At 50.9% G+C, this 14,063-nt stretch carries 11 protein-coding genes; 8 read left to right on the top strand and 3 right to left on the bottom strand.

Annotated features, from left to right (window positions below; translation table 11 throughout):
• Positions 1-192: 192 nt before the first annotated feature.
• From Q2J39_RS09020 to serC, 3 genes are read right to left on the bottom strand one after another with little or no spacing between them, the layout of a single operon-like run.
• Complete coding sequence (locus tag Q2J39_RS09020) at positions 193-1,434, bottom strand: DUF1015 domain-containing protein (protein WP_230266644.1); 1,242 nt, start codon at positions 1,432-1,434, stop codon at positions 193-195.
• Complete coding sequence (locus Q2J39_RS09015; protein ID WP_230266645.1) at positions 1,434-2,606, bottom strand: phosphoglycerate dehydrogenase; 1,173 nt, start codon at positions 2,604-2,606, stop codon at positions 1,434-1,436. Before Q2J39_RS09015 ends, Q2J39_RS09020 begins: the two co-directional genes overlap by 1 nt.
• Positions 2,603-3,685: a 3-phosphoserine/phosphohydroxythreonine transaminase gene (gene serC, locus Q2J39_RS09010; RefSeq protein ID WP_288340227.1), complete on the bottom strand. Its 1,083-nt coding sequence runs from the start codon at positions 3,683-3,685 to the stop codon at positions 2,603-2,605. Before serC ends, Q2J39_RS09015 begins: the two co-directional genes overlap by 4 nt.
• Positions 3,686-4,242: 557 nt before the next feature.
• Between serC and ruvA the strand changes: the two genes are divergently transcribed.
• The 8 genes from ruvA (at position 4,243) to Q2J39_RS08970 (ending at position 13,851) form a co-directional block, all read left to right on the top strand.
• Positions 4,243-4,842: a Holliday junction branch migration protein RuvA gene (gene ruvA / locus Q2J39_RS09005; RefSeq protein WP_230266647.1), complete on the top strand. Its 600-nt coding sequence runs from the start codon at positions 4,243-4,245 to the stop codon at positions 4,840-4,842.
• A gap of 377 nt (positions 4,843-5,219) precedes the next feature.
• Complete coding sequence (gene ruvB, locus Q2J39_RS09000) at positions 5,220-6,251, top strand: Holliday junction branch migration DNA helicase RuvB (RefSeq protein WP_230266648.1); 1,032 nt, start codon at positions 5,220-5,222, stop codon at positions 6,249-6,251.
• A 183-nt stretch (positions 6,252-6,434) separates the two neighbouring features.
• Entirely contained in the window at positions 6,435-6,938 is a 504-nt protein-coding gene (locus tag Q2J39_RS08995; protein ID WP_230266649.1) for a hypothetical protein, read from the top strand.
• Between the two features lie 214 nt (positions 6,939-7,152).
• Complete coding sequence (locus tag Q2J39_RS08990; protein WP_288340230.1) at positions 7,153-8,778, top strand: DHH family phosphoesterase; 1,626 nt, start codon at positions 7,153-7,155, stop codon at positions 8,776-8,778.
• A gap of 225 nt (positions 8,779-9,003) precedes the next feature.
• Complete coding sequence (locus Q2J39_RS08985) at positions 9,004-9,525, top strand: adenine phosphoribosyltransferase (RefSeq protein WP_288340232.1); 522 nt, start codon at positions 9,004-9,006, stop codon at positions 9,523-9,525.
• A gap of 386 nt (positions 9,526-9,911) precedes the next feature.
• Positions 9,912-12,125, top strand: a complete 2,214-nt coding sequence (locus tag Q2J39_RS08980) for a bifunctional (p)ppGpp synthetase/guanosine-3',5'-bis(diphosphate) 3'-pyrophosphohydrolase (RefSeq protein WP_230266652.1) — start codon at positions 9,912-9,914, stop codon at positions 12,123-12,125.
• 298 nt (positions 12,126-12,423) lie between these two features.
• Positions 12,424-12,888, top strand: a complete 465-nt coding sequence (locus Q2J39_RS08975; RefSeq protein WP_230266653.1) for a hypothetical protein — start codon at positions 12,424-12,426, stop codon at positions 12,886-12,888.
• Between the two features lie 483 nt (positions 12,889-13,371).
• The gene (locus tag Q2J39_RS08970; RefSeq protein WP_230266654.1) at positions 13,372-13,851 is read left to right on the top strand and encodes a hypothetical protein; all 480 of its coding nucleotides are present in this window, start codon (positions 13,372-13,374) and stop codon (positions 13,849-13,851) included.
• The last annotated feature ends 212 nt before the right edge of the window (positions 13,852-14,063 follow it).

The raw sequence follows: 14,063 nt of genomic DNA, 5'->3' as shown, positions 1-14,063 counted from the left end.
TAGCGTATCTAATATTCAGTCTCGCGTATACCCGTCGATTGTTTGACACTTACGTATTGAAAACTGGTCCAGAATGTCGCTAATCGGAAATGAAAACTGATCCAGAGAGAGAACAAAGGAAAAAGCCTGAGAGGCTGCATGAGCAGTTTCTCAGGCTTGATTTTTAACAGATGAATTTCAGGAGGGACAAATTCAGGAATCGGATTCGTCTTTGAAACGGAGGCGCTTGCCTTCCAGGTAGTAGCGCTTTTCCTGAGCATGACCCATAGAGAACGTCTTACGCGGAAGCGAACCGTCGGCTTCGATGGTTTCAAACAGGGAATCCCGTTCGATTTTTGGAAGGAAGAATCCGATGGATCCATCCTGCGAGGCCAGATCTTCGAGATCTTTTTCGCCATGGATGTAATCGATCGTTCCTTCGTTTTCGGCCAGCCACTCGTCCAGCTGCTTCTGAAGCACAGCCAGAGGAAGCGGGGAAATCGCATCGTCGAGAACGATCGTACCGTTTTCGCCCCCGGCTGCCCATTCGATGGGGTAACCGCCCTGAGCGGGTGCTTTCTCGTTGAAATAAGCGATCAGCCCAGCCGGATCGGTATTTTTGATGATGCGGTGAATCGGTTCGAACTTCTGGGCTTCATCCTGCAGGTTTTCCAGTTCGGCTAAGGCGAAACGGGCCGGATGAACGCGCTTTTCTTCTTCTGTAAGTGTCGGCTTGATTTCTTCCCAGATCGTTTTGGCAGCGGCAAGAGAATGGTTTCCATCGCCGACCGCATAAACGAGCGGATTGGGCAGGGAAGAACGGGTTTCGTATTCGGAAATCCAGGCGCAGACGAGATCTTTTTCTTCGCCCTGAATGATGCGTCCAGTGATGTGGCCGCCGTCTTTCATGAGGTCAAAATCGTAAAGAACCGGCAGAGTTTCCCGAATGGCGTGAAGCTGCTTGAACAGCGCGTCTTCGGCATCGTTCTGAAGCAGAAGAATGTGCGGGAATTCAAGAATGGCATCGCGGCGAATCTGGGCACGCGGCGGAATGCGTTCCAGAATCGTGGCTTCCGTTGCACGGATCGGACGATCCGTCGGGCAATGGTAGTCGTATTCTTCGAGATCAAGCGCGCCGACCAGACCTTTACGGATCGAACCGTCGACGAGCGTACGTTCTACATAAATCAGGCAGTCCCTGAGTTCTTTGAGCACGCCGTCGTTTAAGTAGCTCGACATGTTCTGGGCAATTGTTGCCTGATGGGCTTCGCCCTGTTTCGTTTCCAGCCAGGCTTCCGGGAGGATCAGATTCAGCGTACTTGGGGAATCCTGGATTGATTTCGCCACCGAGTTCCAGTATTCGGGATTGCTGGAATACTGGTCGCAGGCGACAACCGCCCAGTCCCTGAAGTTGCCGTTGGCCGGAATGAGGATATCAGCAGAAGAGAAGATCATTACTTCGCATCCTTTTCAAAGAGGTTTACGCGGATGACTTCATCCAGGCTGCGGATGGCTTCCAGGGATTCTTCGGTCGGTTTTTCTTCGAGATCGAGAATGGTGTAGGAAATGTTGCCACGGGATTTGTTCAGGAGGTTTTCGATGTTGGATCCGTTTGCGGACAGGATGTCAGTCATTCTGGAGAGCACTTTCGGCTTGTTGGAATGGATGACGCCGACACGGTACGGCATTCTCAGTTCGAGAGATACGTTTGGCAGGTTGACGGAGTTGATGATGCTGCCTTCTTCGAGGTAGGCACGCAGTTCCTTTGCAGCCGCAACGGCGCAGTTTTCTTCGGATTCAGCCGTGCTTGCACCGAGGTGCGGCAGAGCAATGACACCAGGATGTCCGGCGAGCTTGGCGTCTGGGAAGTCAGTTACGTACAGAGCGACTTTTCCGGAATCGAGCGCTTCGAGGATATCGTCATCGTTAACGAGTCCGCCGCGCGCGAAGTTCATGATTTTCACGCCGTCTTTCATCTGGGCGATGGTTTCCTTGTTGATCAGGCCGCGTGTGGAATCGAGCAGCGGCAGATGGAGGGAGACGAAGTCGGCATCCGCAAGCAGATCTTTGAGATCTGTCTTGTGCTCTACCCAGCGGGAGAGTTTCAGAGCGGATTCAACGGAAAGGTAAGGGTCATAGCCCATAACGTTCATATCGAGATGGAGCGCGGTGTTGGCCAGCTTGCTTCCGATGGCGCCAAGACCGATGACACCGAGTTTCTTTCCGGCGATTTCGTTGCCGGCGTATTTCTTTTTCTGCTTTTCTACGTCTTTGGCAAGCGTTTCGCTGCCGGCCTGGGTGTTAACCCATTCCATACCGTGATACAGATCGCGGCTGGCGAGAAGCAGTCCGGCAATTACGAGTTCCTTAACGGCGTTGGCGTTGGCACCCGGCGTATTGAATACGGCGATGCCGCGTTTTGTGCATTCGTCAAGATCGATGTTGTTGACGCCGGCGCCGGCACGGGCGATGGCTTTCAGTGTTTCTGGATAATCCAGGTTATGCAGATCCGCACTGCGGACCATGATGGCGTCCGGGTTGGCGGCGTTGGCTTCATACGTGTAGGTTTCGTCAAATACTGCGGTTCCTTTGTCCGAAATCGCGTTCAGTAAAGAAATGGTTCTCATGCGTGTTCCTCTTCAAATGCTTTCATAAAGTCGACAAGGGCTTTTACGCCTTCTACAGGCATGGCGTTGTAAATGGAAGCGCGCATGCCGCCGACGGTACGGTGACCTTTCAGGTTTTCAAAACCGGCTTCTTTGGCTTTGGCGATGAATTCTTTATCGAGTTCCGGATCGCCGGTTACGAACGGGATGTTGACCAGGGAACGGTCTTCTACCGCTACCGGGTTAGAGAACATCTTGGAGTTATCGAGGTAGTCATAGAGAAGGCCGGCTTTTTCCTGATTGATCTTTTCCATGTTTTCCAGACCGCCGATCTGTTCTTCGAGCCATTTGCAGACAAGGCCGACCATGTAAATGCCGTATGTAGGAGGCGTGTTGTACATGGAATCGTGGTCTACGTAAGTCTTGTAGTCGAGCATGGCCGAAGGAATATCGTCGCGCTGCTCATCGAGCAGGTCTTTCTTGATGATGACCAGAGTAACGCCGGCAGGACCGAGATTTTTCTGGGCGCCCGCAAAGATCATGTCATACTGGGTGACATCCAGCGGTTCAGTGAAAATGCAGCTCGAAAGGTCTGCAATCAGACGCTTGCCTTCATGAGGCGGCAGATTTTTGTACTTTGTTCCGTAGATGGTGTTGTTTTCGCAGATGTAGACGTAGTCTGTATCCGGATCCAGATCTTCCTGGGTAATTTTTGGAATATATGTGAACGTTTTGTCGCTGCTGTCTCCGGCAAGATGAACACGGCCAAGTTTTTTCGCTTCTGCGATGGCTTTCTTTGTCCACTGACCGGTGTTGATGATATCAGCTCCGTTTTTGTTGAAGTTCATTGGAACCATGGAGAACTGAAGGTTTCCGCCTCCCTGCAGGAAGAGGATTTCGTAGTCTTCCGGAATGCTGGCCAGACGACGAATGGTATCTTTGGTTTCCTGAAGAATGGATTCGAAGGCCTTGGAACGGTGAGACATTTCCATCACGCTCATTCCAGATCCTCTGGCATCCAGCATTTCATCGGCTGCTGTTTTCAGCACCCATTCAGGCATACAGGCCGGGCCTGCAGAAAAGTTATACACTTTACTCATTTTGATCTCCGTTTCTAAATTTCCAGATTCCTGTATCGATCAGAAATCGTGTACAGCGTTCACGATTCGTGATCTCAAGAGGAATATGTAAGTTATATCACTCGAAGGGAAAGTCAAAAAATCTGGATCGGCTTTTTACTAAAATTCGCCTGAGAGTGTACGCAAATGTGAAAATTTTCATTTTTCCGGACTTGCTTTCTGAAAGAAAAATTGGTTCAGAAAACAGAGATGGCTTTCAAAAGGGCGAATCCAATCCGAATCGGGCGATGCGTGCGGAAAATACGCCGCGTAACCGTCTTTTGCCTCGAATGAACGTCCATTCGCGTACAAAACAGAAAGAAAAACCGTGCTCTGTTCAGCCAGCGCATGCAGAAGCTGACAACCGCTCCATGCGCTCGTGTACGGCAAAAGGCTGCCGGAAAATGGGAAACGGCAGGCGGCAGTGGATTTGGTATAATGGGAAGGCTGGTCCGAGCGCGAAAATGCACAGGGAAATTCGGCGTATTGAGTCGAATGGAAAGCGACGGAAACAGCGAGAAAAACAGGGAGGAAGGCCTATGATTGGATATCTGGAAGGAACCGTTTTAAAAACGCGAAAAGACAGTCTGATTCTTCAGTGCGGACCGATCGGCTTCATCGTCTATGTGCCCGCGGCCAAAAGCTACGCGCCAGGCCAGGCTCTCTCTTTATATTGTTATCAGCAGTTCAAGGAAGACGATCAGTGCCTGTACGGCTTTGAAAGCGAAGCGCTTTACGATCTGTTCGTACTCCTGATTCAGGTCAAGGGCATTGGATGCAAAATGGCGCTCAACATGCTTGCCGCCTCGAATGAATCGTCCATTATCCGGGCGATTGAAAACGGCGATGCCGCAGCACTCAAAAAGCTGCCGGGCATCGGTGCCAAAACCGCTGGCCAGATTCTGCTCGATCTCAAGGGAAAAGTCGTTCTTCCCGAAGACAAGCCCAAATCCAAGGACAGTGCTGCTCCATCCGATCCCGTTGTCGCGGAAGTCAGCGATGCCCTGTTATCGCTGGGCTATCGTCAGCCGGAAATCGACAGTCTGAAGCTGAACGAACAGCTGGCGCAGTATCCGCAGACCGACGCGCTTTTACGCTTTGCGCTGCGTGAACTGGCGCGCAGAAAAAAAGGCGTCTGAGAGGCGCCCGGATCGTCAAGTCCAAACGCGTTTAACCTTACAACAATTTCGTTCTGTCTGAACAAATTTCTACCATATTTATTTATTAGGGATCCGTTTGATTTATTAGGGATCCGTTTGGGTCTCTCTTCATAGAAGGCCGAAAATGAAATCGGTAACATTTTCTGAATAAAAGAGCAGAGAGAAATCCAGAGGAACCAGATCCGAAACGAATCGGGTCCGAACGGAATCAAACGGTTCTGAAAAAAACGATCCGCAAAAGAATACGTACCCAAAAGAAAAACTGGAACGAATGGATTCCAGTACTCATAAAGTAAAGCCCCCGATCCGGCGCAGTTTCTGGCGTCTCGATCGGAAAGTGAAAGAAAGGAGGACCTATGGAAGAAGAACGTCTTGTAGATGCAGCCGAGCAGACCGAAGACAAAGATCAGGCGCTGCGTCCGGCAACGCTGGCGGAATACATTGGCCAGCAGGAACTGAAACAAAATCTTAACGTCTACATTCAGGCGGCCAGAAGCCGCAGCGAAGTTCTGGACCACGTCCTTTTATACGGACCTCCCGGACTGGGAAAGACGACCCTGGCGATGATCATCGCCCATGAAATGAACGGCAATCTCGTGACCGCTTCCGGTCCGGCGATTCAGAAATCCGGTGATCTGGCGGCGATTTTATCGACGCTGGAAGCCGGCGATGTGCTCTTTATTGATGAAATTCACCGCATTCCGCGCCAGATTGAAGAAATTCTCTATTCGGCGATGGAAGACTTTTATCTCGATATTGTGGTCGGAAAGGAAGGCGCTTCAGCCCATTCGATCCGTCTGGCTCTGCCGCCCTTTACGCTGGTCGGCGCAACAACCCGTGCCGGCGATCTTTCCGCGCCGCTGCGCGACCGCTTTGGCATCGTGCTGCCGCTCGAATATTACGCGCAGGCCGATCTCGAAAAGATCGTCAGCCGTACGTCGGGCATTCTCAACACATCGATTGAAGATGATGCGATTGGCGAAGTGGCCAGACGCTCGCGCGGTACGCCGCGTATCGCCAACCGCCTGCTCCGCCGCATCCGCGACTTTGCCCAGGTGTATAACGGCGGACACATTTCCCTTGATGTGGCCGGTGATGCGCTCGACCGCATGAAAGTCGACGATCTTGGTCTGGATCAGGTGGACCGCAAATATCTCGAAGGCATCATTTTCCGCTTTGGCGGCGGACCCGTCGGTGTAGAAGCCCTCGCCAGTTCCATTGGCGAAGACGCGGCGACACTCGAAGACATGTACGAGCCGTTTCTGCTGCAGACCGGTCTGATTAACCGGACCCCGCGCGGCCGTATTGCTACGCCGAAAGCGTACGCCCATCTGCACATTACCGAGTCGGCTTTGCACGACGAGGCAGAAGACGATTCGCAGGATTAAGGACAAATCCGGCGAATGGACAGACGCGGCAAATCTGTACTGGAAATCCGTACGGTCAATCCGTACGCTACCACCAGAACAGCCCATCTAACAAAGACAGAGTTTAAGAAGATCGCGCGGCTTTCCCTGCGCGTTTTCTTACGCTCTCTCACGAATTTTCCATACTGAAAAGGAGAACGAACTATGCGATCCGTTTCGCGGCTTTCCTCTACGCTTTCTGAAACCGCTCTGGCAGTTCTGCTCGTTTTGGGCGTGCCTTTGCTGAGCGCCTGCGGTTCGTCCAGACGGACCGTCAGCTGTACGCAGACCAACGAGAACGGAAGTCTTTCTCTTCGTATGAGCGCACCTTCCGAACAGAGCCAGGTCGAACTTCTGGAAATTACCATGAAGTATCCGCACGATTTCGATCAGCAGCTGACCGGCTATCGGGTCCCTTTGCAGGAAGGGGACAGCGACGGCTCCAAAACAAAAAGCGCGCTGATTGCGGATGCCCTTGCGCAGACGCTTGGCATTCAGGCCGATCTGGTCAAAGTGAAGCGAGAAGATGATGGCTATATCGCCAGCGCGACAATTCAGAACATCCCCGCTCTGTTTGCCTCCCTTGGTCTGAGCGCAGACGGACTCGATCTCGACGAAATTGAAGCCGCCCTCGAACAGGATGCGCAGTTTGCCTGTCTGCCCGAGTAGGATCGCCAGATCGGCAAAAGAAAAGCGGTGTTTAAACCATCGAAAACAGATGTACAGACCGATTTACGGGAAGGAGCAGCGGCTCTTTCCCGTTTTCCGCTTTACGCCCGACTGGCTTTCCAGAAAAGAATCCTTTCTTTTTCGCACCGAGCGTAGCAGCACGAATCGTCCGTTCGGGGTGGAGAAAAAGGGCGTGGATATAATGGAGATGCCTATGAAAAATGAAAAAACAACCGCGGGAACGGCAGATTTGTCCTCCGCCGCTTCCCATTCAGAACAAAGGACACCCGTTCTTTCGGGTCTGGCGTACAAGATTTTGAATCACGCCCATCTCGATGAAAAAGAGCGGGACGAAATTCTTCATCCCTCCCCGCTTCGTCCCGTCTGCACGGCTAAATGCATGCAGGACTTTGTAAAGCGTATGGAAGAGGCGAGAGAAAAGGGCCAGAAAGTGCTGATCGCGGGCGATTACGACTGCGACGGCATTATGTCGACGATTATTTTGTATCAGGGCCTGAAACGGTATGGCCTGGAAACGATGTACTACATTCCCGACCGCTTAAAAGAAGGATACGGCTTAAGTGAGCAGACCGTTGAAAAGGCAGCAAAAGCCAGCTATGACTTGATCATCACGGTCGATAACGGCGTATCGGCTGGTTCCGCGCTGGAACAAGCCAGAGAACTTGGCGTGGATGTGATCGTTACCGATCATCATCTGTACGAAGATGAACCGGACTGCACGCTGCTCGTTCACCCGATGAAAATGGGCGAAGACTTTGATGTATTGTGCGGTGCTGGCGTCGCCTTTGAATGCGTACGGGCGTTAGGCATAGAGGAAGAAAAATTTCTGATCTATGCGGCGGTCGCTTCGATTGCCGACTGCATGCCTGTCTTTAAGGAAACCCGATCGATTATTCAGGAAGGTCTCAAGGCGCTCAACGCCCATCACGAACCGCATTTTGATCCGTTCATTCGCTCCTATCCAGTGTGTGAAACGGATATTTCCTTTCAGGTTGCTCCTTGCATCAACGCCCTGGGCCGTCTGAGCGACCGGGCCAAAGTGAATACGTTTGTCCGCTACATGGAAAGCAAGAATCCGATCGAAATTCAGAAATACGCTGCGCGTGTAATGGAAATCAACGAAGCGCGCAAAGAAATGACGTATCAGGTGCAAAGCCAGGCGCTTGCGGAAATTAATCCGCTTTCCGCCATTCTCTTTGCGATTTCCCCGAATTTCCATGAAGGCATTATCGGTCTGGCGGCCGGCCGGCTGAGCTCCCAGTTCGATAAGCCGGCGATTGTCGGAACCTTAAACGGCGATGTAGCCAAATTCAGCATGCGCGCTCCCGAAGGCTATCACTGCCTGGAATTCCTGCAGAAATACGATGGCTTTCTTGCCCTTGGCGGTCACGCACAGGCAGCGGGATTCGCCCTGCCGGCGGGTAAAGTCGAGGATTTTCGAAGCTTTCTGATCAAAAACGCCTCCAAAATGGTGCGGACCAAAATGCCGGCTGAACCGATGGAAATCGAAGTGTCGGACATCACCGTTGAAAACATGGATTCTCTGCAGGCGATTCGTCCGTTTGGAACCGGCTTTAAAATGCCCGCATTTGAAATCGATCAGCCGCTGATTCTTAAAAGCTTCGACTTTTCGCAAGGCCGTCATCGCCGCTTTTATCTCGATGGCGGCATCAACGCGATTCATTTCAACCAGACCTCTACGGATAAGCTGGCCAAACAGGAAGGCATTGAAAAGCTGATCGGCTCGATTTCCATCTCGACCTGGAACGGTACGCGAAAAGCCGAGTTCATGATCGACGAAATCGTCTACGAAATCTGATCGGAAAAAAGTCGTTTTCTGCAGGAAAGCGTGTCGGTTTAAAGCGGCATATGTGCAAATTTGTGCAGAGATCTCGCAGCTGCAGAGCGCACTCGAAAAAAATACCGGTACAATCAGACTGTACAGAAGCTCAGAAATTCGGTACGCTTGATGTTCTGTTCCTCTTGGATGGAACAGTGTGAAAAAAGAAGAAGTGCTGCAAAGCAGCCAGGAGAAAATACAACTATGGATTTAAAAACCAGAATCGCTTCGATTCCCGGATTTCCAAAAGAAGGCATCATTTTCCGGGATATCACGCCGATCCTTGCCGATCCGGAAGCGCTCGCGCAGACTGCGACTGAAATCGGAAAATTTGCCAAAGAAGTAAACGCGGATGTCATCGTGGCTCCGGAAGCCCGCGGCTTCATGTTCGGCATTCCAGCCGCCATGGACGCGAAAATTCCGTTCATTCCCGTTCGCAAACCGGGCAAACTCCCGCGTCGTACCATTACGGAAACATACACGCTCGAATACGGCGAAGATTCCCTGCAGATGCATGCGGAAGATCTCAAACCGGGAAGCCGCGTTCTGATCGTGGATGACCTGCTCGCAACGGGCGGAACGTGCGAAGCGATCGCCAGCATGGTTCGCAAGGAAGGCTCCGAAGTAGTCGGCTTCGCGTTCGTTGTCGAACTCGATGACCTCAAGGCCCGCGCGAAATTCGGCGATACGCCGGTTCTTTCCCTCGTTCACTACGAAGGCGAATAGACGGCCGTAAAAGGACACGCCGATTTTTTAAAGCACAGGAAATCCGATTCTGAATTTGTTTTGAAAAGGGAAGAGGCTGGCCATATGTTGAAAATGTATAGGACAGGCATTTCCGATTGAAAAAACAAGTAAATCGAGTAAGCTTTTCCAAAAACGATTTAAAAAAACCAAGATTTCACATAATATGAAGAATAATCAGCAGCCGGGAAATAAATTCCGGCTGCTCGTTCATATATCCGTTTTAAAACGTGACAGAATGTTCTCATTCCAAAAACGGAAACGATTGACCATCGCTTTGGCTTACGGCGCTCCCAACGCTAGAGCAGCAAAGAGCGCATCTGTCATAAGGAAACCCGTACGAATCAGAAGATAAAAAGGAGGCACCTATGGCGACTAAACACAGCGTCACGATTGAAGAATGTATGGAACATATTCAGACCTACATTCATCGCAAAGAAAATCTTGAGCTGATCGAAAAAGCCTGGAAATTCGCAGATCATGCCCACGAGGGACAGAAGCGAAGATCGGGCGAACCGTATACGGTTCACGTCATTCAGGTCGCCGACATTCTGGCTGGACTGCACTGTTCGCCCAAAACCATTGCCGCCGGTCTGCTCCATGACACGCTTGAAGACTGCGATGATGTTACGTACGAAATTCTGGAACAGGAATTTTCTACGGAAATCGCCGATCTGGTCGAAGCCGTCACCAAAATTGGAAAGATCAAAAAGGAATTCAAGGACGAAAAGGAATACCAGGCCAGCAATCACCGCAAAATCTTTATCGCGATGGCCAAGGACGTCCGCGTCATTCTGATCAAACTGGCTGACCGTCTTCATAACATGCGCACACTGGAATACCAGTCCGAATCCGCGCAGAAGCGCATCGCCCGCGAAACGCTCCAGGTGTACGCGCCGATCGCCCATCGTCTTGGTATTTCGCAGGTAAAAAACGAACTCGAAGATCTGAGCTTCAAGTATCTCGATCCAAGAGAATACCAGAACATCAAGCAGCTCGTCGCCAACCGCGAAAGCGAACGTAACGAGCAGGTTACCGAGATGATCAACGACATCAAGACCATTCTCGACAATTACCATATTCCATACCGTATTTTCGGCCGCTCCAAGCACTTCTACTCCATCCATAAAAAGATGGTCACCAAGCACAAACGCTTCGAAGAAATTCTCGACTTGCAGGCGATTCGAATCATTACCGATTCCATCGCGCACTGCTACGAAATTCTCGGCTACATTCACGCCACCTATACGCCAATCCCTGGCCGCTTCAAGGACTACATCGCGATGCCAAAAAGCAACCTGTATCAGTCCCTGCACACAACGGTCATCTCCTCGGCATCCGGCAGCACGTTTGAAATCCAGATCCGTACCGAAGAGATGGATTCCGTTGCCGAAAAAGGTGTCGCCGCCCACTGGCTGTACAAGGAAAACAAGTCTGGCATGGACGAGGGGATGCAGACGAGGGAAATGGAAGACAAGCTTTCCTGGTTCCGCGATTTCTCCATCATCACCGACGAAGACAGTGAAGATCCGCTCGAATACATGAACACGGTGCAGAAGGACATTTTCGAAGCCAACGTCTACTGCTTCACCCCGCGCGGCAAAGTCATCTCGCTGCCCAGCGGGGCGACGCCCATTGACTTTGCCTATCGCATTCATACCGAAGTCGGCAACCATACTGTCGGCGCACAGGTCAACGGCGGCATCGTTCCGCTCAATACTCCCCTCAAAACCGGCGATGTGGTTTCGATCATGACCAACAAAGCGTCGGCCGGCCCTTCGCCCGACTGGATCAAGATCGTCAAGAGCGCCCACGCCCGAAACAAGATCCGTGCTTTTTTCCAGAAACAGGCGCAGAAAGACAAGCGCGAAGATGTTCGCAAAGGACAGGAAATGTTAATGGACGACATGAAAAAGGCCGGACTCGATCCGTCCATCGTCCGTACATCCAAGAAAATCGACTCGATTTTGCAGAGCCTTTCCTTTAAAACGAGCGACGACCTGTACGCGGGCATTGCCGCCAAACGCATTCCGACTGCGGTCGTCATTGAACGTCTGAACACGACTAAGGCGGCCGTCGATGACAACGAAGAAATCATCAAGCTGTTCTCGAAAAACGAGAAAAAGGAAAAAGTGTCCGACTGCGGCATCGTCGTACCGGGCATCGACACGATCAAAGTGTCCCTTTCGCCCTGCTGCTCGCCGATCCCCGGCGATGAAGTCGTCGGCTACATCACCAAGGGTCATGGCGTCAAAGTTCACTGCAGGGACTGCCCGAACATTGCCAAGGAGTCAAAGCGTCTGATTCCTGTCGCCTGGGGCGATAATCTCGAAGACAAAACGTATCCGGTTCACCTGCAGATCGAATCCAATGATCGCAATTATCTGCTTTCGGATCTCGTTACGGTTTTCCAGCAAAACGGCATTTCCATACGGGCCATCAATTCAACCGTCAATAGCGATTCGCTGACCGCGACGACCAAAATTGAAATCATGGTGCGGAATTCCGAATCTCTTGAACGTCTGATCGCCAATCTGCGCAAGGTTCGCTCCGTCCTTTCGGTCACCCGTGTCATCCTGTAAGCCGCTGCCCGCCCTGCACAAGAAAAGGCCATTGACCGCAAGATCGGACAGTTTGTACAAAACAGTTGAGCAATACTAGGAATTGATATCGACGGAAAGGTTTGTTTCGAAAATCGATCGTCATTCGATACAATACCCATATTGAGGCGGCGCTTTCAGAGAGTTTTCAAATCGGGCAGATCTTTCTGTTTCCGTGGGGCACTGGAAATTCGCAGTTCTGAAGGTGTGCGTCCCTTTGCGGCTTCTGGCTGCTTGACCGGAAAGCTCAAAAGGAAAAGAGAGACAGAAGGAGAATCGTATGTTTAAAAAACGTTTTGCTGCGGGTCTTCTTGCAGCAGGTATGCTGCTGGCAGGATGCAGCGGTTCCGGCGGTTCCGACGGCGCAAAAGCGGTTATGACCACGTGCACCGCAGAACAGGAAGGTCAGACCATTCAGGTTGTTCTGAACGCGCCCTCCGAAAACGCACAGATCAGCAGCATGGACATCGCCATTACTATGGACCTCTCGTCTGCGGGGGTTGACGGTGAACAGCTGATAGACCTGTATGGCAGTATGATTAAAAGCCAGGTAGCCCAAGAGCTGGGAATCGACGAAGAGGATCTGAACGTTACCGCGGACGGATCAAAGCTCAGTGTCACAGTATCGCTTAAGGATCCTAAGAAATTCTTCAGCAGTGTTCTTGGAGAAGAGGAAGTCAAAGACAGCGATCTCGTTTTTTCCACAGCCAAAGCACAGCTCGAAGCACAGTTCACCTGTGAATAGTTCAAAGCTTCCCGCTGTATGCAAAACCGTTTCTTCCTGTTGGGGAAGAAACGGTTTTTTGTGGACGCCCGCCCCTCTCACACAAAGCCGAACCCTCAGCAGAGCAGAAGAACAAAGGGGGAAAGTTTCTGGTGCGCTTAATATTGTGCGAAAGAACGAGCTCCATTTCGAAGACATCTTTTCCGCCCGGATTTTGCGCGCTCAAGATGAGGAAAGCTGAATAAAGCTGTACGAAACGGATGAACTTTAAGGGGAAAGAAGAATACTTTCAAAAAAAGCAAAATCATATTTCGATCCTTTTTGAAAATCGAGCCAGATACAGGTGTTCCATAAGGATTGAGTGCTTCCCCCCCCTGAAAATGTCAAAACGTGCCATAGGGTATACTGGATTCAACCTGGATAATTTACCCTTCAGGAAAGAAAATGCCTGCTGGATCGCATGCGATCCGACAGGATAAGAAAACGCGAAGAGAGGTATTTTAAATGAGAAAGAGAAAGAATGGCCGCGCTGTCGCATCCGCTTTACTCATAGCGGGCACACTGCTGGCAGGATGCAGCAGTTCGAAGCCAGCAGGAAGTGAGGTCAAAGCGGAGGTGCTGACCTGCACCGTTTCACAGGAAAACCCGATCGTGAAGGTTATTATAAAAGCTCCTTTCAAAGATGAAATGGTGAACTCGATGGAATACGTTGTGATCTATGATCTTGGATCCGCCGGTGTGGAAGGACAGGATCTGCTGGATCAGTATGGCGAGTCCATGAAGTCGGATATGGCTCAGGCATATGGAATACCAGAAGACAAAATCGATTTGAAGACGGAAGGGAATCTCCTCCAGGCCAGCATCGTCTTTGATGATCCCAAAGAACGTTTAACCGACATTCTTGGAAAAGAGAAAGTCAGCGACGAGGATCTGGTTTTCTCCCGTTTCAAATCGCAGATCGCCAATAAGCTGATGTGCGAGTAATTCCATTGATCTCTGGGAAAAGAACCGTTTCCAAAAAATGATAAGCTCCCCGGCGAGCAGACACGTGAAATAAACAAACGTGTTCTTCTTGAAAGGGAGCTTTTCTTATGGGACGAAAATCCAAATTTTCTCCTGAAATCAAGCTGGAATGTGTTCAACAGTAAGCGTCAAATAAAAGACGGGTATTTTCTCGACCGCCTCCTTGGGATAAT

This window comes from uncultured Allobaculum sp. (assembly GCF_948576815.1).
GTDB classification, from domain to species: Bacteria; Bacillota_I; Bacilli_A; order Erysipelotrichales; family Erysipelotrichaceae; genus Allobaculum; species Allobaculum fili.
This window is presented reverse-complemented; position numbering and strand designations above follow the sequence as displayed.

Coding starts and splice junctions, on each gene's coding strand:
- ruvB (WP_230266648.1), top strand. CDS start 5,220: ATGGAAGAAGAACGTCTTGTAGATGCAGCCGAGCAGACCGAAGACAAA.
- Q2J39_RS08990 (WP_288340230.1), top strand. CDS start 7,153: ATGAAAAATGAAAAAACAACCGCGGGAACGGCAGATTTGTCCTCCGCC.
- Q2J39_RS08970 (WP_230266654.1), top strand. CDS start 13,372: ATGAGAAAGAGAAAGAATGGCCGCGCTGTCGCATCCGCTTTACTCATA.
- serC (WP_288340227.1), bottom strand. CDS start 3,685: ATGAGTAAAGTGTATAACTTTTCTGCAGGCCCGGCCTGTATGCCTGAA.
- Q2J39_RS08980 (WP_230266652.1), top strand. CDS start 9,912: ATGGCGACTAAACACAGCGTCACGATTGAAGAATGTATGGAACATATT.
- Q2J39_RS08975 (WP_230266653.1), top strand. CDS start 12,424: ATGTTTAAAAAACGTTTTGCTGCGGGTCTTCTTGCAGCAGGTATGCTG.
- Q2J39_RS09015 (WP_230266645.1), bottom strand. CDS start 2,606: ATGAGAACCATTTCTTTACTGAACGCGATTTCGGACAAAGGAACCGCA.
- ruvA (WP_230266647.1), top strand. CDS start 4,243: ATGATTGGATATCTGGAAGGAACCGTTTTAAAAACGCGAAAAGACAGT.
- Q2J39_RS08995 (WP_230266649.1), top strand. CDS start 6,435: ATGCGATCCGTTTCGCGGCTTTCCTCTACGCTTTCTGAAACCGCTCTG.
- Q2J39_RS08985 (WP_288340232.1), top strand. CDS start 9,004: ATGGATTTAAAAACCAGAATCGCTTCGATTCCCGGATTTCCAAAAGAA.
- Q2J39_RS09020 (WP_230266644.1), bottom strand. CDS start 1,434: ATGATCTTCTCTTCTGCTGATATCCTCATTCCGGCCAACGGCAACTTC.